The organism is Herbaspirillum sp. alder98 (assembly GCF_020179755.1).
Taxonomy (GTDB): domain Bacteria; phylum Pseudomonadota; class Gammaproteobacteria; order Burkholderiales; family Burkholderiaceae_D; genus Herbaspirillum.
Genome location: NZ_JAIUCY010000004.1, coordinates 427,877 through 446,043 on the forward strand (window position 1 = coordinate 427,877; position 18,167 = coordinate 446,043).

General features: G+C 64.3%; 14 protein-coding genes. 8 read left to right on the forward strand and 6 right to left on the reverse strand.

Annotated elements, in window-relative coordinates; all coding sequences use genetic code 11:
• Positions 1-108: 108 nt before the first annotated feature.
• On the forward strand, positions 109-3,690 hold the full coding sequence (locus LBW87_RS12440; RefSeq protein ID WP_225201790.1) for an indolepyruvate ferredoxin oxidoreductase family protein: 3,582 nt from the start codon (positions 109-111) through the stop codon (positions 3,688-3,690).
• Positions 3,691-3,835: 145 nt separating this feature from the next.
• Positions 3,836-4,684, forward strand: coding sequence for an aldolase/citrate lyase family protein (locus LBW87_RS12445; protein WP_225201791.1), 849 nt, complete (start codon positions 3,836-3,838; stop codon positions 4,682-4,684).
• A 9-nt stretch (positions 4,685-4,693) separates the two neighbouring features.
• Here LBW87_RS12445 and LBW87_RS12450 read toward each other — a convergent pair whose 3' ends face one another.
• Positions 4,694-5,311: a winged helix-turn-helix transcriptional regulator gene (locus LBW87_RS12450; protein WP_225201792.1), complete on the reverse strand. Its 618-nt coding sequence runs from the start codon at positions 5,309-5,311 to the stop codon at positions 4,694-4,696.
• 102 nt (positions 5,312-5,413) lie between these two features.
• On the opposite strand from LBW87_RS12450, the gene LBW87_RS12455 reads away from it, so the two are divergent.
• The gene (locus LBW87_RS12455; RefSeq protein WP_225201793.1) at positions 5,414-5,869 is read left to right on the forward strand and encodes a MaoC family dehydratase; all 456 of its coding nucleotides are present in this window, start codon (positions 5,414-5,416) and stop codon (positions 5,867-5,869) included.
• On the opposite strand, the gene maiA is transcribed toward LBW87_RS12455, so the two are convergent.
• From maiA to LBW87_RS12475, 4 genes are read right to left on the reverse strand one after another with little or no spacing between them, the layout of a single operon-like run.
• Positions 5,870-6,517: a maleylacetoacetate isomerase gene (gene maiA, locus LBW87_RS12460; protein ID WP_225201794.1), complete on the reverse strand. Its 648-nt coding sequence runs from the start codon at positions 6,515-6,517 to the stop codon at positions 5,870-5,872. It abuts the gene before it with no gap.
• Positions 6,518-6,561: 44 nt separating this feature from the next.
• The gene (gene fahA, locus LBW87_RS12465) at positions 6,562-7,899 is read right to left on the reverse strand and encodes a fumarylacetoacetase (RefSeq protein ID WP_225201795.1); all 1,338 of its coding nucleotides are present in this window, start codon (positions 7,897-7,899) and stop codon (positions 6,562-6,564) included.
• Positions 7,896-9,197 (reverse strand): homogentisate 1,2-dioxygenase, encoded by a 1,302-nt coding sequence (gene hmgA, locus LBW87_RS12470; protein ID WP_225201796.1) that lies wholly within the window; start codon positions 9,195-9,197, stop codon positions 7,896-7,898. Before hmgA ends, fahA begins: the two co-directional genes overlap by 4 nt.
• 17 nt (positions 9,198-9,214) lie before the next feature.
• Positions 9,215-10,543, reverse strand: coding sequence for an MFS transporter (locus LBW87_RS12475; protein WP_225201797.1), 1,329 nt, complete (start codon positions 10,541-10,543; stop codon positions 9,215-9,217).
• A 216-nt stretch (positions 10,544-10,759) separates the two neighbouring features.
• On the opposite strand from LBW87_RS12475, the gene LBW87_RS12480 reads away from it, so the two are divergent.
• The 5 genes from LBW87_RS12480 to LBW87_RS12500 all read left to right on the forward strand — a co-directional run bounded on the left by LBW87_RS12480 (position 10,760) and on the right by LBW87_RS12500 (position 17,782).
• Positions 10,760-11,668, forward strand: coding sequence for a LysR family transcriptional regulator (locus LBW87_RS12480; protein ID WP_225201798.1), 909 nt, complete (start codon positions 10,760-10,762; stop codon positions 11,666-11,668).
• Between the two features lie 30 nt (positions 11,669-11,698).
• On the forward strand, positions 11,699-12,535 hold the full coding sequence (locus LBW87_RS12485; protein WP_225201799.1) for an alpha/beta hydrolase: 837 nt from the start codon (positions 11,699-11,701) through the stop codon (positions 12,533-12,535).
• Between the two features lie 115 nt (positions 12,536-12,650).
• Positions 12,651-15,236 (forward strand): sulfite reductase flavoprotein subunit alpha, encoded by a 2,586-nt coding sequence (locus LBW87_RS12490; protein ID WP_225201800.1) that lies wholly within the window; start codon positions 12,651-12,653, stop codon positions 15,234-15,236.
• Positions 15,237-15,448: 212 nt separating this feature from the next.
• Positions 15,449-16,834, forward strand: coding sequence for a cardiolipin synthase (gene cls / locus LBW87_RS12495; RefSeq protein WP_225201801.1), 1,386 nt, complete (start codon positions 15,449-15,451; stop codon positions 16,832-16,834).
• Positions 16,835-16,867: 33 nt separating this feature from the next.
• A complete protein-coding gene (locus tag LBW87_RS12500; protein WP_413927643.1) occupies positions 16,868-17,782 on the forward strand; it encodes a hypothetical protein in 915 nt (304 codons plus the stop codon).
• On the opposite strand, the gene LBW87_RS12505 is transcribed toward LBW87_RS12500, so the two are convergent.
• Entirely contained in the window at positions 17,783-18,097 is a 315-nt protein-coding gene (locus tag LBW87_RS12505) for a c-type cytochrome (protein ID WP_225201803.1), read from the reverse strand.
• Positions 18,098-18,167 lie beyond the last annotated feature (70 nt).

Genomic DNA, 18,167 nt, shown 5'->3' on the forward strand with positions numbered 1-18,167 from the left:
TAGAAGGGGAATAAATAGAAATAATTTTCTGGCTTGCGCGCCATATCCTTTTTTACCATCAAGTGTTCCCAGGCACCTTCCCGGCCCCTTTTTGGTGAAACGAAAATAATGAATTCGGTGACAATCCCCCCCTTCCGCTCGACCGTTGCGTCGGGCGCTCCAGAGACTGCTGCGACCCCGCTGGCAGATGCCGATTACGCGCTCTCGGACAACCTGACCCGCAGCAGCGGCCGGGTCTTCCTGACCGGCACGCAAGCGCTGGTGCGCCTGCTGTGCATGCAGAAGCGGGTGGACCAGGCAGAAGGCCTGGAGACCGGCGGCTTCATCAGCGGCTATCGCGGTTCGCCCCTGGGCGCGGTCGACCAGGAACTGTGGCGCGCCTCGTCGCTGCTGCAGCAGCATGGCATCGAGTTTCTTCCGGCGATCAACGAAGAACTGGGCGCCACCGCGGTACTCGGTTCACAGCAGGTGGAGGCGGACCCGACCCGCAAGGTGCAGGGCGTGTTTGCCATGTGGTACGGCAAGGGCCCGGGCGTGGACCGCGCCGGCGATGCGCTCAAGCATGGCAATGCGTATGGCTCTTCACCCCACGGCGGCGTGCTGGCGATACTGGGCGACGATCATGGCTGCGTGTCGTCGTCGATGCCGCACCAGAGCGAGCAGGCGGTGATGGCCTGGGGCATGCCGGTGGTCAATCCCGCCAATATCCAGGAATACCTCGAGTTCGGCCTGTATGGCTGGGCGCTGTCGCGCTTTTCCGGCGCCTGGACCGGCTTCAAGGCGATTTCGGAGACGGTCGAAGGCGGCGCCGTGGTCGAATTGCCGGCGCTGCCGCGCTTCACCACTCCCACCGACTACCAGGCGCCCGCCGACGGCTTGCACAATCGCTGGCCCGACCTGCCCGGCCTGGCGCTGGAACAGCGGGTGCACGACAAGCTCGATGCGGTGCAGGCCTTTGCCCGCGCCAACTCCATCGACAAGCTGGTGGTGCCCGCACCGGCCGCGCGACTCGGCATCATCAGCGCCGGCAAGGCCTATCTCGACCTGCTCGAAGCGCTGGAACGGCTGGGACTACCGCTGGCCAGGCTGGCGCAACTGGGCATTCGCCTCTATAAGCCGGGCCTGACCTTTCCGCTGGAACGCACGCGCCTGACCGCCTTCGCCGCAGGCCTCGACGAATTACTGGTGGTCGAGGAAAAAGGCGCCGTCATCGAACAGCAACTGAAGAACCTGTTCTACAACCTGCCGCCGCAACAACGCCCGGCGATCATCGGCAAGACCGATGTCGATGGCCAGGGACTGCTGTCGGCGCTGGGTGAACTGCGCCCCTCGCGCATCGCACCGGCGCTGGTGCGCTGGCTGGCGCCCCGCTATCCCGAACTCGACCTGCAGCGCCTGCTGCCCGGCTTCTGCGCTGCCGACCTGCTGTCCAACAGCGCCGACGGGGTCAAGCGCACGCCTTATTTCTGTTCCGGCTGCCCGCACAACACGTCGACCAAGGTGCCGGAGGGCAGTCGCGCCATGGCCGGCATCGGTTGCCATTTCATGGCGACCTGGATGCAACGCGACACCGGCTACCTGGCGCAGATGGGGGGCGAAGGCGTGAACTGGGTGGCCAGTTCGCGCTTCGTCGGCGAGAAGCACGTGTTCCAGAACCTGGGCGATGGCACCTACTATCATTCGGGCTCCCTGGCGATTCGCCAGGCGATCGCCGCGCGCGCCAACATCACCTACAAGATTCTCTACAACGATGCGGTGGCGATGACCGGCGGCCAGCCGGTGGATGGCACGCTGTCGGTGCCACAGATCGTGCAGCAGGTCACCAGCGAGGGCGCGGCCAAGGTGGTAGTGGTCACCGATGCCCCCGAGAATTATGCGAGCATCAGCCTGCCGGCCGGGGTCAGGGTGCATCACCGCAGCGAGCTCGATGTGATCCAGCGCATGCTGCGCGATATCCCGGGCGTGACGGTGCTGGTCTACGATCAGACCTGCGCGGCCGAGAAGCGCCGGCGTCGCAAGAAGAACAAGCCCGACAAGATCGTCTTCCCCGATCCGCCACGCCGACTGATGATCAATGCGGCCGTGTGCGAAGGTTGTGGCGACTGCGGCGTGCAATCGAACTGCCTGTCGATCCTGCCGCTGGAAACCGAACTGGGCCGCAAGCGCCAGATCGAGCAATCTTCCTGCAACAAGGATTATTCGTGCGCCGAGGGTTTTTGCCCGAGCTTCGTGTCAGTGGTGGGCGGCTCGCTCAAGAAGCCTGCCAGCGCCAGCCTGACGCTGGCCGACCTGGAGCAGGCCCTGGCGTCTTATGCGACACCGACGCCTTATGGTTTCGCCAAGCCGTTCGAAATCCTGGTGGCCGGCGTCGGTGGCACCGGCGTCGTGACGGTCGGCGCGCTGATCAGCATGGCCGCGCATCTCGAAGGCCGTGGCGCGTCCACCCTCGACTTCATGGGCTTTGCGCAGAAAGGCGGGGCGGTGCTGTCGCATGTGCGCATCGCCTCGTCGCCGTCGGCATTGAACCAGGTGCGCATCGACCTGCAGCAAGCCGACGCCGTGTTCGCCTGCGACCTGGTGGTGGCCGCCATGCCAGAAAGCCTGGCGGTGATGCGGCGCGCGCACACCCGCATCATTGCCAACGAGCGCGAGAGTCAGACGGCAGAATTCACCCGCAATCCGGACGCCTCGATCAACAAGGCCGGCCTGCTCGAAAAACTGGCAGCTGCCAGCGGCCACCAGCAGCTGTCGCAGATCGATGCCAATGAGACTGCGGCACGCTTCCTGGGCGACCCGATCGGCGCCAATATCCTGTTGCTCGGTTATGCCTGGCAAAGCGGCCTGGTGCCGGTGGGCTTGCCGGCGCTGCTGCGCGCCATCGAACTCAACGCGGTGGCCGTCGACATGAACAAGCGCGCCTTCATGCTGGGTCGACTGGCGGCGGCCGACGCCAGTGCGCTCGACCGGCTCGGCCGGCCACGCCATCAGGTCATCCAGTTTGCCGCGCCCAAGTCGCTGGCAGATACCGTGGCATTGCGGGTCGAATGGCTGACCCGCTACCAGAACGCCGCCTATGCGCATCGCTATGCCGAGGCGGTAGCCGCCATCGAGCAACGCGAAGTGATGCTGGAAGGCGATGCATCGCCACGCCAGCTGAGCAAGACAGTGGCACGCAACCTGTTCAAGCTGATGGCCTACAAGGACGAATACGAAGTGGCGCGCCTGCACGCCGACCCGCAATTTCGGGCCCAGATCGCGGCGCAGTTCGAAGGCGACTACAAGCTGCAATTTCATCTGGCGCCACCGATACTGGCCCGCAAGAAACCGGGTTCCGATATTCCGGCCAAGACCCGTTTCGGCGGCTGGATGATGACCGGATTCTCCTGGCTGGCCACCTTGAAGCCGCTGCGCGGCACGCCCTTCGATGTGTTCGGCTATACCGACGAGCGCCGCCGCGAACGCCACTGGCGTGACCGCTACCTGCAATGGCTGGCCACGCTGGCGCAGCAACTGCAGCCCCACAACAAGGCTGCCGCGCTGAAACTGGCGCAGGTGCCGGAGCGCATCCGTGGCTACGGACACGTCAAGCTGGCCGCGATGACGACCGCCGATGCGCAATGGCAGGCCGGCTTGTCGGGCTTCGCGCAGGCGCCGGTGAGCGGACCCGCCGAACACCGCAAATCGGCTTAATCCACATCAATACTGGCGACTTGTTGCACAAGGGAAAGTTAACAAGATATAGTCCGGCGTCATGTTTCTTGCGAGAAATAACCGACAAGAAGTCACGACCCGGCCAGGCAATGGCTGGAATCGCTTACCTACCGAGGAGCCAGTCATGCCGGCCAACAAGCCGCCCTCCCCCGTTATCGGCCGCCAGCATCGTTCACTCGCGGCATCCCCGGACTCCACGCCGCGGTCGTTACGTCAGCGGCTGGCAGATCCGGGGCCTTTATTCGGCCTGACCTGCTCCACGCCGTCGCCAACCACTGTCGAGTTGATCGCGGCCGCAGGCTACGACTACCTGATCGTCGATGTCGACCAGTTAGTGCCCCAATCCAATGCGCTGGCCGACATCGCGACGGCGGCCCGACACGCCCGCATCGCGCTGCTGGCCAAGGTCGTCACAGCGGCCCAGACCCGGCAGGCAGTGGGCCATGCGGTCAGCGGCATCGTGCTGTCGCGCGTGTGCTGCCCGCTGCAGGCGGCCGCTGCGGTGCGCGACTGTCGCCAGGCCATGCAAGTGCTGCGGGCGCAAGAGCACGCGTCACATGCCTGGCTGTCGTTTCTGGGACGCAGCGCGGCACCCGATGAATTGCCCTTGCTGCTGGCTGCCATCGAGGATGGTGACGGCGTGGCGTGCGCCGGCGAGATCGCAGCGGTGGACGGAATCGATATCCTGATGGAAAGCACCACCGCCTTGTCGCACGCGCTGCAGTTACCGTGGCAGACCAGGCACCCTTCGGTGCAGGCAGCGGGACGGGCGGTGCGGCTGGCGGCGCAAGCGGCAGGAAAACAGTTCTGCGCCCATCCGCAGGCGCCGATCGAACTCGACGCTGCCCTTGAAGACGACGTACGCCTGTTCGTGCTGGGGGATGACCGCGTGATCAGCCGGCGTGCGATGAGCAACCAGCTGGAGCGCTATCGCTGGCGCTCCGGAGAAAGCAACGACGAAAGCAGCTGCTGAACGATGACGTCAGGCGCGACGCGAGCGCTTGGTGGCAGCCGGGGCCGAGGGCTTGGATGCACCGGCTTCGGCGGCTGCCTTGGTCGCCCTGGAGCGCTTGACGGGCGCCGGTGCAGCCTGCTCTTCGTTGGCCGCCTCGCGATGACGGGCCAGCGAGTCGAGCCGCGTACGCAAGGCTTCATCGGCCTGCGGGCCGGCCACGATACTGAAGTCGCTGCCATTGATTTCGCGACCGCTATTGCGGTCGACCAGTGCCAGGTCGACCTGGCGCCCGGTGCTGGAATCGACCAGCATCACGCTTGGGCCTTCCGGCGCGAAATGCTTGTTGCCCCAGGCATTGAGGGCAATGATGATGGTCCGGAAATCACGGCCGAGGTCGGTCAGGACATATTCGAAACGGGGCGGCCGATCGCTGTACTGGCGACGCTCGAGCAAACCCGCATCGACCAGCGTATGCAAGCGCCGGGTCAGCATGTTGGGCGCGATGTCGAGGCTCTTCTGGAACTGATCGAAACGCGTCAGGCCCTGCAACGCATCGCGCAGGATCAGGATGCTCCACCACTCGCCCACCCGCTCCAGCGTGCGCGCCACCGGGCATTGCATGTTGCCAAAACTCTTGCGTTCCATGTCGATTCCTTGCCAGCGAATTTTCGCTATCATTTTCAAGCACTACTGACTATCATTTTGCAATGATGTTTGCAGTATATCTCAATCGTTCCGGGAGACGCCATGAAAGAGCCATTGTTCCTTGAAGACTTCGAACCCGGGCAAGTTTTTCGCCACCCTGGGGGCATGCCGGTGTCGAGCGAGGCGATCAAGCAATTTGCCGGACAGTTCGACCCGCAGCCATTTCACCTGGATGAGCTTGCCGCGCAGCAGTCTTTCTTTGGTGGCCTGGCCGCCAGCGGCTGGCATACGGCGGCGCTGACCATGCGCATGCTGGTGGAGACCTTGCCGATCGAGGGTGGGTTGATCGGCGCCGGCTTCGATGAATTTCGCTGGCCGCGTCCGACCCGGCCCGGCGATATATTGAGGATGGAGGTAGAGGTGCTGGGGGTGAAATTCTCGCAATCGAAGCCGCATCAGGGCTTCCTGCATCACCGCGTCACCACCACCAACCAGCACGATCAGCCGGTATTGGTGATGACGGGAAACCTGCTGGCGCCGCGGCGACCAGCGGGCTGATCAGGCCGCGTCGGGCTGTTGCGCCGGATGTGCCTGCTGGAACGCCGGCAACGCATTACAGGCGTCTTCGATGGCCACCAGCGTCGGGTACGGCGCCATGTCGACTTCGAAGCGGCGCGCATTGAACATCTGCGGCACCAGGCAGCAATCGGCCAGGGTCGGGGTATCGCCGACGCAGAAGTGACCGCGGGTGGCATCGGCGGCAAGCTGGGCCTCGAGTGCGCTGAAGCCGAGCGTGATCCAGTGCTGTATCCAGTCGTTCTTCTTGTCTTCGTCCACCCCCAGCTGATGCTTGAGATAACGCAGCACGCGCAGGTTGTTCAGCGGATGGATCTCACAGGCGATATCCAGCGCCAGGGCGCGGATGCGCGCACGCTGGAGCGCATCGCCCGGCAGCAGCGATGGCATCGGAAAGCGTTCGTCCAGGTATTCGAGTATCGCCAGCGACTGCGTCAGGTGCCGGCCGCCCTGCGCCAGTACCGGCACCAGCGAATGCGGATTGAGGGCGGCGAAATCGGGCAGGAACTGTTCGCCGCCCTGGTTCAGCAGATGCACCGGGATGGTGTCGAAAACCTGCCCTTTCAGGTTGAGCGCAATACGCACGCGGTACGATGCCGAACTGCGGAAATAGCTGTACAGGGTTGTCATCCTCGTCCTTGCGTGGGGCCAGTGTGGTGGCAGTGTAAGTGATGTCAGCCCGGCGTGCGCGCCGGCAGCACGGTTCCTGCCACTTCACCGAAACCGATGCGCGGCAAACCGGCACGCTGCGCCACGGCGCGCATGACGATGGTGTCGCCGTCCTCGATGAAGATGCGCTCCTGGCCGTTGGCAAGCTTGACCGCCTGCTTGCCGCCGTGACTCAGTTCCAGCAGCGACCCGGCTTCGTCCGGCTGGGGACCGGACAAGGTCCCCGACCCGAAGAGATCGCCCGGTCGCAGATTGCAGCCATTGACCGTATGGTGCGCCACCAGCTGCGCCACGCTCCAGTATGAATCGCGGAAATTGGACAGCGACAGACGCTGCGCCGGCTGCCCTGCTTCGCGCATGGCGGCAGTCTGGATCAGCACCTCCAGTTGCAGGTCGATGGCGCCATGGTCGCGCAATGCGGGGCTATCGAGATAGGCCAGCGGCTGCGGGTCTTCGGCGGCGCGGGTCCAGCCGCTGCGGTATGGCGCCAACGCCTCGAGCGTGACCACCCAGGGCGAGATGGTCGAGGCGAAACTCTTCGACAGGAACGGCCCCAGCGGTTGATATTCCCAGGCCTGGATGTCGCGGGCCGACCAATCGTTCAAGAGACACAGGCCGAAGACGCGCTGCTCGGCCTGCGCCATCGGCACCGCCTCGCCCAGCGCATTCTCGCCACCGATGAAGATGCCCACTTCCAGCTCGTAGTCGAGCCGCTTGCAGGGCCCGAACGAGGGCGTCTCGGCGTCCGGCGCGCGGGTCTGGCCCAGTGGCCGGCGCAACTGCTGGCCCGACACCGCAATCGACGATGCGCGGCCGTGATAGCCGATCGGCACCCATTTGTAATTGGGCAGCAATGGATTGTCCGGGCGAAACAGCTTGCCGATGCTGGTGGCGTGATGGATCGAGGTATAGAAATCGGTGTAGTCGCCGATCACGGCCGGCAAGCCATGCTCGGCCTGCGTCTGCGGCACCAGACACGTCGCCAGTTCAGCCTGATGCGACGAAGCGCTGCGCAGCACGCGCGACAGGGCCAGGCGCAACGCCGACCAGGCCGGGGCATCCAGCGCCATCAAGCCATTCAGTGAATTGCCTTCGGCGGCCACCTGGGCGGCGTGGCGCGTGAGCTCATCGAAGCCCGAGAAGACGCCTGCGGCCTGTGCCGCATGCAGATCGAGGATGGCGTCGCCGATGGCCACGCCGACGCGCCACGGCGCATCGCTGCCGGCGCGTCGGAATACGCCATACGGCAGGTTCTGGATCGGGAATGGGTGGTCCTGGCCATTGGCGCTGTCGACCCAGCTGCGCAGCGAGATGTCGTGGGTTTCGTTCAATGCGATGCTCATGCTTGCTCCGGAGTGAAGTTCTTCTTGATGCCGGCCCAGCACTGCTGGTAATCGCGTTGCAGCGTAGGCGATTCCAGCGCGTGGCGGGTGGGACGGATGATGTGTCGGGTCTCGAACATGAAGGCCATCGTGTGATCGACCTTGACGGGCTGGCTGGTGTCGGCGCGGCTGGCCTTGTCGAACGTCGCCGCATCGGGACCATGTCCGCTCATGCAATTATGCAGGCTGCCGCCGCCAGGCACGAAACCGCCGGCCTTGGCGTCGTATTCGCCGGTGATCAGGCCCATGTATTCGCTGGCCACGTTGCGGTGGAACCAGGGCGGACGGAAGGTGTGCTCGGCCGCCAGCCAGCGCGGCGGGAAGATCACGAAATCGATCGTGTCCACGCCCGGCGTGTCGCTGGGCGACTGCAAGACCAGGAAGATCGATGGATCGGGGTGGTCATAGCTGATCGAACCGATGGTGTTGAAATGCCGCAGGTCGTATTTGTAGGGGGCATAGTTGCCGTGCCAGGCCACCACGTCCAGCGGCGAATGACCGATGCTGGCTTGCCACAACTGGCCGCAGAACTTGGCCACCAGGCGCAGGTCACCTTCGCGATCCTCGTAGCGGGCCTGCGGGGTGAGGAAGTCGCGTGGATTGGCCAGGCCGTTGGAGCCCAGCGGGCCCAGGTCGGGCAGGCGCAGCAAGGCACCGAAGTTCTCGCAGATATAGCCGCTGGCCTGGCCGTCCGGCAAGCGCACCTGAAACCGGATGCCGCGCGGGATCACGGCGATCTCCTGCGGCTCGATCTCGATCAGTCCCAGTTCGGTGAACAGCTGCAGGCGCCCTGCCTGCGGCACGATCAGCAGTTCGCCATCGGCGCTGTAGAAGAAGCGATCGGTCATCGAACTGTTGGCCGCATACAGGTGGATGGCACAGCCGCTCTGCGATTCCGGCGAGCCGTTGCCGGCCATGGTCACCAGCGAGTCGACGAAGTCGGTGGGCGCGGATGGCATCGGCAGCGGGTCCCAGCGCAATTGGCTGGGGGGTGTCGGCACGTCGTCGAAGCGGGCCACCAGACGGCCATTGTCGATCTGCGCGAATTCACCATGCATCGCCGCCGGGCGGATGCGGTACAGCCATGAACGCCGGTTGTGACTGCGCGGCGCGGTGAAGGCCGTGCCGGAAATCTGCTCTGCATACAAGCCGTAAGGCGCGCGTTGCGGCGAGTTCTGGTGCGCAGGCAACGCGCCCGGCAGCGCTTCGGTCGCGAATTCGTTACCGAAGCCGGACAGATAGGCGGTGGATGGATTCATGGCAAGTCCCTTCTCTATCAACGTATGCGGTGCAGACGCGCCACCGTCAGGGCCGAAATCAGCGCCGGCACGGCGGCGGCGATGAACAGCGACGAATTGCTCCATTGCATGGCGATCAACTGGCCGCCGATCACCGGCCCCACCACCGAACCGATGCGACCGATGCCGAGCGCCCAGCCGATGCCGGTGGAGCGCAAGGTGGTCGGGTAATACGTGCCGGCCAGCGCATTGACCGCCGGCTGCCCGCCCACCACGCAAAAGCCGGCCACCACCACCGCGATGAACAGCAGCACCGGCACCGCCGCCACCTTGCCGATCAGGGCGATGGCCACGCAGGCCGTCACGAAGCAGGTCCCCAGCACGATCGTGAACCCGTGGCGATTGATGAACCAGCCCAGGGTCAGCGTGCCGATCACGCCGCCCACCTGCAGCGAGGTGCCGATCAGCACCGCCATGCTGGTGGAATAGCCGGCGTCATGAATCAACGTCGGCAACCAGTTCGACAGGAAATACAGGTTGATCAGGTTCATGAAACTGATCAGCCACAACAGCAGCGTGATACCGGCGCGGCCATCACGAAACAGCTCGGCCACCGGCATGCCATTGGCCTTGGCGTCCTTGACCTCGATGCGGGTGTCGGGGCCGATCACAATGCTCGGGTCGAGCTTGCGCAGCCAATGCGCCACCTTGGAGCGGGCGCGCTTGCGCAACACCAGGAACTGGATCGATTCGGGCAGCCACACCAGCATCGCCAAGCCCAGCACCAGGGGCACCGCGCCACCGACCCAGAACACCGCATGCCAGCCATAGGCCGGGATCAGCGCGGCGCTGACGAAGCCACCGGCAGCGGCGCCCACGGTGAAGCCGCACGACACCAGCATCATGCGGGTCACGCGCGAGGATGAGGGGCTGAATTCGCCTACCAGCGCCATGGCGTTGGGCATGATGCTGCCCAGGCCGAAACCGGTGATGAAGCGCAGCACCAGCAGTTGATCGATGCTGGTGACCATGGGCGTGACCAGCATGCACAGCGCGAAGAACAGCGTGGACACGATCAGCACCGGGCGCCGGCCATAACGGTCGCCAACCGGCGTCAGCACCAGCGAACCCAGCAGCATGCCGAACAGGCCCGCGCCGAACACCGGCCCCAGGCTGGCGCGGCTGACGCCCCAGTCGCTGATGATGGCCGGCGCCACGTAACCCATGGCCTGGACATCGAAGCCGTCGATGATCAGGCACAGGCCGCACAGCAGCAGCAAACCGAATTGAAACGCGCCAAGGCGCCCTTGCTCCACTACCTGGTCGACATTGACCACCGGCATGGCGCCGCTTGCCTGCTGACTCATTGTTGATGCTCCTCTTGTCTCTGTCTTGTTGTGATCTGGCATGGAGCGGCCGGGGTTGGCGGTCTCCGTGTCGTCGATTGCATGGCGCAGCAGCAACAATGGACGCTGCCGACGCCAGCTTGCTTATGATTGTTTTGTTGGCGTTGACAACTGTAATGCAAGCGACTTTCTTTTACGATATAAATACAAAAATGTGATTCATTGATTTGATGAATAATGATAGAACCTCGCGACATCGACCTCAACCTGCTCGTCGTTTTTCAGGAAGTCTTCCAGGAACGCCAGATCTCATCGGTGGCGCGCCGGCTCGGCCTGTCGCAACCGGCTGTGAGCAATGCGCTGGCGCGCCTGCGGCGCAGCTTTGGCGATGAATTGTTCGTGCGCACCGCGCTGGGCATGCAGCCCACGCCGCTGGCCGAGCAACTGGCCGAACCAGTGGCCACTGCGCTGCAGCATGTCACCCGCGCGCTGAACCGCCAGGAGCGTTTCTCGCCCCAGCACAGCGAGCGCCACTTCACCATTGCCATGACCGATGTCGGCGAGGTCTACTTCATGCCGACGCTGGTGGAAGCCTGCGGACGCACCGCGCCGGGCATTCGCATCAGCACCGTGCGTGCCAGCAGCATCGACCTCAAGAACGAGATGGAGGCCGGCCGGGTCGACCTGGCCATCGGCGCGTTCGACAATGTGTCCGGCGCGCTGTACCAGCGGCGACTGTTTCGCCAGCACTATGTGAGCATGTTCCGCATCGGCCATCCACTGGATGGGCGCGAAGAAATCAGCCTCAAGGATTTCCTGGCGGCGGGCCACCTGATGGTGTCGTCGCTGGAAAGCCCCTATGACCGCATCAACCAGAACCTGGAAAAAGCAGGCGTGTTGCCACATGTGCGTTTTCGGGTGCCCCATTTCACCGCGGTGCCGTATATTGTCAGCAGCACCGATCTGGTGGTCACCGTGCCGCGCAAGCTGGCCGAGAGCGCTGCCGGCCCCTTTGGCCTGCGCTATGTCAAACCGCCGTTGCGATTGCCCTCGCTGCAGACCAATGTATTCTGGCATCGCCGTTACAATCAGGACGAAGGCAACCAGTGGTTGCGCGGATTCATTGCCGGCCATTTCGCCGAATGAACCAGCGCCCCCGCACAGGGAGAACAGGACATGAAGAATTACCGTGACTACACCCAGGACGAACTCGACCGCCAGTACAACGTGCGACTGGGCATCACCGACTTCCAGGATTTCTTCGACCGTTTTGCGGCCGCCGGCCAGGCCGCGCGCGCCGCGCATCCGCACCTGGCCGACGTCGCCTACGGCGAGCATCCGCTACAGACCTGGGACTTCTTTCCGGCCGCCAACAATGGCCGGCCGCTGCTGGTCTTCATCCATGGCGGCTACTGGCGCTCACTGGACAAGCACCAGTTCAGTCATCTGGCGCTGCCCTACCTGGCGGCCAACATCAATGTCGCGCTGATCAATTACCGGCTGGCGCCCGAAGTCAGGATGGGCTCGATCGCAGCCGATTGCGGCTTCGCCCTGCGTCAGTTATGCAGCAAGGCCGCCGCATTGGGATTCGATCCGCAGGCGGTGTGGCTGATGGGCCATTCGGCCGGCGCCCACCTGGCCACCCTGATCGCCGCGCTGGGGGCAGCACCGGTGCGCGGCGTATGCGGCATCAGCGGCCTGTACGACCTGGAACCGGTGCGATTAAGTTATCTCAATGAAATACTGCACCTGTCGCCGGGCGACGCCGCCCAGGCCAGCCCGCTGCTGCGGCCCTTGCCCATCGGCATGGATGCGCTGCTCTGCGTGGGTGGTCGCGAATCGGATGAATTCCGTCGCCAGCAAGACAGTTATGCCGCCTGCCTGCGTCAGTCCGCGCACGCGGTGCAGATCGTGGCCGCACCCGAGGCGCACCACCTGAGCATCATCGACGTCGCCGCCGCCCCGAACAGCACGCTCACGCTCGCGATGCTGGACTTGATCAACGGCAAGTAGGCGCTGCCGCCAAAAACAAATACCAATCATTATCATTTGGCGTCACTTATAATGACGACGCCCCGTGCTGCCTGCTCGGGCGCGCCTTTCATTGCCCCAGCACAACGCCAACAGCATGTTCAAGAATATCTGGTTCCAAATCCACTGGTTCATCGGCATTACCGCCGGCACCATCCTGATGACCATTGGCGTTTCGGGCGCCATCATTTCATTTCGTGAAGAGATCGTCGATCTGCTCAATCCCGGCGTGATGCAGGTCGCCGTGCGCCAACAGGCAGCGCTGACGCCACAGCAGTTGCTGGAAGCGATCCGGCGCGTCGAACCCGAACGCCGGGTGACGACGCTGTCGATCACGGCGGCCCCAGGGGCCGCCGCTCGCGTGGTGTTCGCCCCACCGCCCGGCCAGCGCCGTGGCGAGTTGCGCTATGCCGATCCTTATACCGGGGTGCTGTCGGGGCCGTTGACGGGGCATGAATTCTTCGAATTCGCCGAGCGCTTCCACCGCTGGCTGCTGCTGCCGACCGAGATCGGCAAGATCGTGCTGGGCACGCTGGCGCTGGCATTGCTCACGCTGGCGCTGTCGGGCCTGTACCTGCGCTGGCCGCGCCGCGCCTTGTCATTGCAAGCCTGGCTGAAGCTGGATTTTCGCCTGAGCGGCCGCTCGCTGTTATGGAACCTGCATTCGGTGATCGGCACCTGGGCGCTGGTGATGTACGTGATCTTCTCGGTCACCGGCGCCTACTGGGCGCTGGACTGGTTCAAGCAAGGCCTCAACACCCTGGCCGGCGAGAACCGCAGCCAGTCCGCGCCACGCGCCAATGCCCGTGGCAACGGCCCGCATGCAGAGCCAGCCGGCAATGGCCCGCTTGACGTCACGCTGGCCTGGAACACCTTCATCGCCGCCGAACCCGACTTCACCAACGCCCAGTTGCGCCTGCCCGAAAAATCCAGCCAGCCGGTGCAATTCATCTACCTCGGCCCGCAGGCGCCGCATGAACGCGCGCGCAGCCGCATGACGGTGTTGCCGCGGACGGGTGAAGTGCGCCTGCTCGAACGCTACGAAGACAAGAGCTTCGGCGGCCAGGCCATCGCCGCGATCTACCCGCTGCACATGGGGACCTATTTCGGCTTGCCAGGGCGCATCATCATGACCATCGCCAGCGTGATGATGCCGCTGTTCGGCATCACCGGCTGGATGCTGTACCTGGATCGCCGGCGCAAGAAGAAAGCCTTGCGCGCCGAACGTGAACGCCTGCAACAGGAAACCGTCACCGCCCCGGCCGCCCATGTGGGCGCGACTGCGCCCACCGCCAGCGCCTGCCTGGTGGCCTACGCCTCGCAAGCCGGCCAGGCCGAGCGCGTGGCGCTGAAGACGGCGGCATTGCTGCGCCAGTCCGGCGTCGACGTCACGCTGCAATCGCTGGCGCGACTGACACCCGAGAAATTGCGACATCACCGGCGCATCCTGTTCATCGTCAGCACCTTCGGCGAGGGCGACGCGCCCGACACCGCACGCGCCTTCGAGCGCCGCCTGCGCATGGCCGCCGGGCAGTCGCTGGCCGATGTCGAGTACGCATTGCTGGCGCTGGGCGACAGCCACTACGAGAAGTTCTGCGGCTTCGGCCACACCCTCGATCACTGGCTGCAGAACACCGGCGCCACGGCGCTGTTCCCGATGATCGAAGTCGACCGCATGCAGGCAGGCGCATTGCAGCAATGGGAGCAATTGCTGGCCGACCACCAGTTGATCAGCGCCACCGCCACGCCGGTCGACGCCGTGGCCGAACACCGCCAGTGGCACGCATGGACACTGACGCATCGGCGCCAGCTCAATGCGGGCAGCCAGGGCGCCGGCCTGTTCCACCTCGAATTGCGCAGCACCGTGCAGCAGCACTGGGCGCCGGGCGCACTGGCCGAAATCATGCCGCGTCATGCGCCTGACCGCATCGCGCTGTTGTTGCAGCGCCTGCAACTGGACGGCGACAGCATGGTCACCCTCAACGCCGGGCCGAGCACCTTGCGCGACGCGCTGGCCGGCAGCGCACTGCCGGCATCAGGCACGTCCGCCAGCGCCCAGGCACTGGCCGATGCCCTGCAGCCGCTGGCGCCACGCACCTACTCGGTCGCCTCCATCGCGCAGGACGGCGCGTTGCATCTGCTGGTGCGCCAGGCGCGCCATGACGATGGCCTGGGCCTGGCTTCGGGCTGGCTCAGCGAATATGCCGCCATCGGCGAAACGTTACAGGTACGGCTGGTCGACAACGCCAACTTCGCCCCGGCCGCTGTCACCGCACCCGCCATCTTCATCGGCAACGGCTCGGGCCTGGCCGGCTTGCGCGGTCATCTGCGCTCGCGGGTGGCCGCCGGCGCCAAGCGCAACTGGCTGCTGTTTGGCGAACGCAATCGAACCCATGACTTCCTGTATCGCGACGAACTCGAAGGCTGGCTGGCCGAGGGCAGCCTGGCGCGCCTCGACCTGGCATTCTCGCGCGACCAGGCCCAGCGCCTGTACGTGCAGGACCGGCTGCGCGAAGCGGCCGAGATGGTGCGTGAATGGATCGACGACGGCGCCGTGATCTTCGTCTGCGGCAGTCTGCACGGCATGGCTGCCGGCGTCGACGATGCGCTGGTCGGGATCGTCGGCCAGGATGTGGTCGACGACCTGATCGCGCAGCATCGTTATCGACGCGACGTGTATTGAAACGGATTGGCGTGCGGCTGCTGACATCCTGGCAACACCGGCTGTAGGCAGGCCTCGCTTTCCCCTGTAGGAATCTGCCGATTCCGGCGCAAACCCCTGCCCGCCCTATGGAGCGCGACAGGACGGCGGCCTATACTCGACTCACCCGCTTCGGGCTATTCGAGACCGCCATGAACAAGTTCGCATCCATAACAATCACACGTCGAATTGGCATGCGCACCGCGCTGTCGCTGCTAATGGCAAGCGCCCTGGTGGCAGGCTGCACGTCGCTGCCGACCATCGTGCCCGACATGGACACGCAATCGGCGCGCACCATCCAGATGAAGGGCGGTCGCGGCGTCCTCAGCGACCAGCAATCGAAGGCGGTGCTCGATCGCCTCAAGCAGCAGCACGGCGACAGCACCATCCTCGACCGCCACGTAGCGGTCGAAGGCGCGGTCACCGGTGCGCCGCTGGTGACCGGCAACAAGGTCACGCTGTTGATCGATGGCCCGGCCACCTATGCCTCGATGATCCAGGCGATCCAGTCGGCGCGACAGCACATCAACATGGAAACCTACATCATGGAAGACGACGAGGTCGGGCGCCAGTTTTCCGACCTGCTCATCTCCATGCAAAAAAAGGGCGTGCAGGTCAACCTGCTGTACGACAGCGTGGGCGCGCTCAATACCCCTCGCCCATTCTTTCAGCCGATGATCGATGCCGGCGTCAGGGTGCTTGAATTCAACCCGCTCAATCCGGCCCAGGTGCGCAAGGATTGGGAGGTCAACCAGCGCGACCACCGCAAGCTGCTGGTGGTCGATGGCAAGACCGCCTTCGTCGGCGGCATCAACATCAGCAGCGTCTATTCGAGCGGCTCGTTCAGCACCCGCAAGAAGAAACCGCAAGTCAACAAGGAAGGCCAGGATGTGCCCTGGCGCGACACGCAGGTGCGCATGGATGGCCCGATCGCGCTTGAATTCCAGAAGCTCTTCATCGACACCTGGAACAAGCAGCACGGTCCCGACCTGGGCAACACCAACTACTTTCCGCAGGTGGCGGCAGCCGGCGGTGAAATCGTGCGCGCCATCGGCAGTTCGCCCGACGATCCGTACAGCGTCATCTACGCCACCTTCATCTCGGCCCTCAACCACGCCGAGAGCTCGGTCTACCTGACCAATGCCTATTTCGTGCCCGACCCGCAACTGCGCGATGCGTTGAAGAACGCGGTGCAGCGTGGCGTCGACGTGCGCCTGGTGCTGCCGGCCAAAAGCGATTCGGCGCTGGTGCAATATGCCTCGCGCTCGTTCTACGATGAGCTGTTGCGGGCCGGTGTAAGGATCTTCGAACGCCAGGATGCGCTGCTGCACGCCAAGACCGCCGTCATCGATGGCGTCTGGTCGACCATCGGCTCGACCAATCTCGACTGGCGCAGCTTTGTCTATAACCAGGAAATCAACGCCGTGATCCTCAGCCCGCAATTCGGCACGCAGATGAATAACCTGTTCACCCGGGATCTTGGCGCGTCGCGCGAGATCACACTGAAAGAATGGGAAGACCGTCCCATCGGCGAACGCATCAAGGAATTCGGCGCCAGCCTGTGGTCACGCTTGTTGTAAAAAGTTAATCGACTCAAAGGAGCTTGCTTGGATCTGTCACGACATCATCTTGCCCGCGCGATATGGCGCACCATTGCCCTGTGCCTGACGCTGGTGGCTGCGAGCGCCGCATCTGCAGCCGATAACAACCTGTCGCTGGACGGCGCGGCCGGCTTGCGCACCCGCTACGCCCAATTGCAGCCGCAATTGCAGGACAACGCCTTCGGCCGCCCGCTGCATCTCGATTCGAGCGAAGGCAGCAGCACCGTCAAGGGCGATATCTACGCCGTGCTGGAGCATCCCTTTACCCAGGTGCGCGAAGCGCTGGCCAGCCCGGCGAACTGGTGCGACATCCTGATCCTGCACCTGAACACCAAGTATTGCAGCCTGTCGTCGCAGAACGGCAAGACCATGTTGCGCATGCATGTGGGCAAGAAGACGCCGCAAGAACTGCGCGACACCTACCGGGTCGATTTCGTCTATGCCGGCGGCACGGCCGCGGCTGATTACTTTTCATCCTCGATGCGAGCCGACAAGGGGCCGCTGGACACCAGCGACTACCGGATCCAGATCGAGGCGGTGCAGTTGCCCGACAATCGCGCGTTCCTGCACTTGAGCTATTCGTATGCGTACGGGATGGCCGGCAAGCTGGCGCTGCGCGCCTACCTGGCCACGGTGGGCCGCGACAAGGTCGGCTTTACGGTGACCGGACAGGGTTCGGATGGCAAGCCACACTATGTCACCGGCAGCCGCGCCTCGGTGGAGCGCAACACGATGCGCTACTACCTGGCCATCGACGCCTACCTGGCGAGCCTGTCGCAACCGGCAGCGCAACGGCAGGAGAAACGGCTCGACACCTGGTACGCCACCACCGAGCAGTACCGGACCCAGTTGAACGAAGTCGACCGCAACGCCTATCTGGCGATGAAACGCGACGAGGTGGCGCGCCAGCAGTTGCCGGCGGATTGATTACTTGAGCTGCAGGATCCACTTGACCAGGGTGCGGGCCTCGGCCTCCGAGACCTGGCCCTTGTTGGCCGGCATCGGCACGGCGCCCCAGGTGCCGGCGCCGCCGTTGAGGACCTTCTGCACCAGCTTGTTCTCGGCATCCTTCTGGCCTGCGTATTTCTTGGCCACATCCTTGAAGGCCGGACCGACCACCTTGTTGTCGATGGTGTGACATGCCATGCAATTCTTGGACTTGGCCAGTTGCATATTGGCCAGCACGGGGCCGGATACGGCCGACGCGGCGACCAGGGTGACGATCGACAGCAGGTACTTCATCAGGGCTCCTCAGCTAACTTGAACGACCGCGCGACCGGGTGGATATCGAGGGATACTGCCAGCGCGAGCG

Bases quoted from the DNA above. Each gene is read 5' to 3' on its own strand.
- LBW87_RS12440 (WP_225201790.1), top strand. From the start codon at position 109: ATGAATTCGGTGACAATCCCCCCCTTCCGCTCGACCGTTGCGTCGGGC.
- LBW87_RS12445 (WP_225201791.1), top strand. From the start codon at position 3,836: ATGCCGGCCAACAAGCCGCCCTCCCCCGTTATCGGCCGCCAGCATCGT.
- LBW87_RS12450 (WP_225201792.1), bottom strand. From the start codon at position 5,311: ATGGAACGCAAGAGTTTTGGCAACATGCAATGCCCGGTGGCGCGCACG.
- LBW87_RS12455 (WP_225201793.1), top strand. From the start codon at position 5,414: ATGAAAGAGCCATTGTTCCTTGAAGACTTCGAACCCGGGCAAGTTTTT.
- maiA (WP_225201794.1), bottom strand. From the start codon at position 6,517: ATGACAACCCTGTACAGCTATTTCCGCAGTTCGGCATCGTACCGCGTG.
- fahA (WP_225201795.1), bottom strand. From the start codon at position 7,899: ATGAGCATCGCATTGAACGAAACCCACGACATCTCGCTGCGCAGCTGG.
- hmgA (WP_225201796.1), bottom strand. From the start codon at position 9,197: ATGAATCCATCCACCGCCTATCTGTCCGGCTTCGGTAACGAATTCGCG.
- LBW87_RS12475 (WP_225201797.1), bottom strand. From the start codon at position 10,543: ATGAGTCAGCAGGCAAGCGGCGCCATGCCGGTGGTCAATGTCGACCAG.
- LBW87_RS12480 (WP_225201798.1), top strand. From the start codon at position 10,760: ATGATAGAACCTCGCGACATCGACCTCAACCTGCTCGTCGTTTTTCAG.
- LBW87_RS12485 (WP_225201799.1), top strand. From the start codon at position 11,699: ATGAAGAATTACCGTGACTACACCCAGGACGAACTCGACCGCCAGTAC.
- LBW87_RS12490 (WP_225201800.1), top strand. From the start codon at position 12,651: ATGTTCAAGAATATCTGGTTCCAAATCCACTGGTTCATCGGCATTACC.
- cls (WP_225201801.1), top strand. From the start codon at position 15,449: ATGCGCACCGCGCTGTCGCTGCTAATGGCAAGCGCCCTGGTGGCAGGC.
- LBW87_RS12505 (WP_225201803.1), bottom strand. From the start codon at position 18,097: ATGAAGTACCTGCTGTCGATCGTCACCCTGGTCGCCGCGTCGGCCGTA.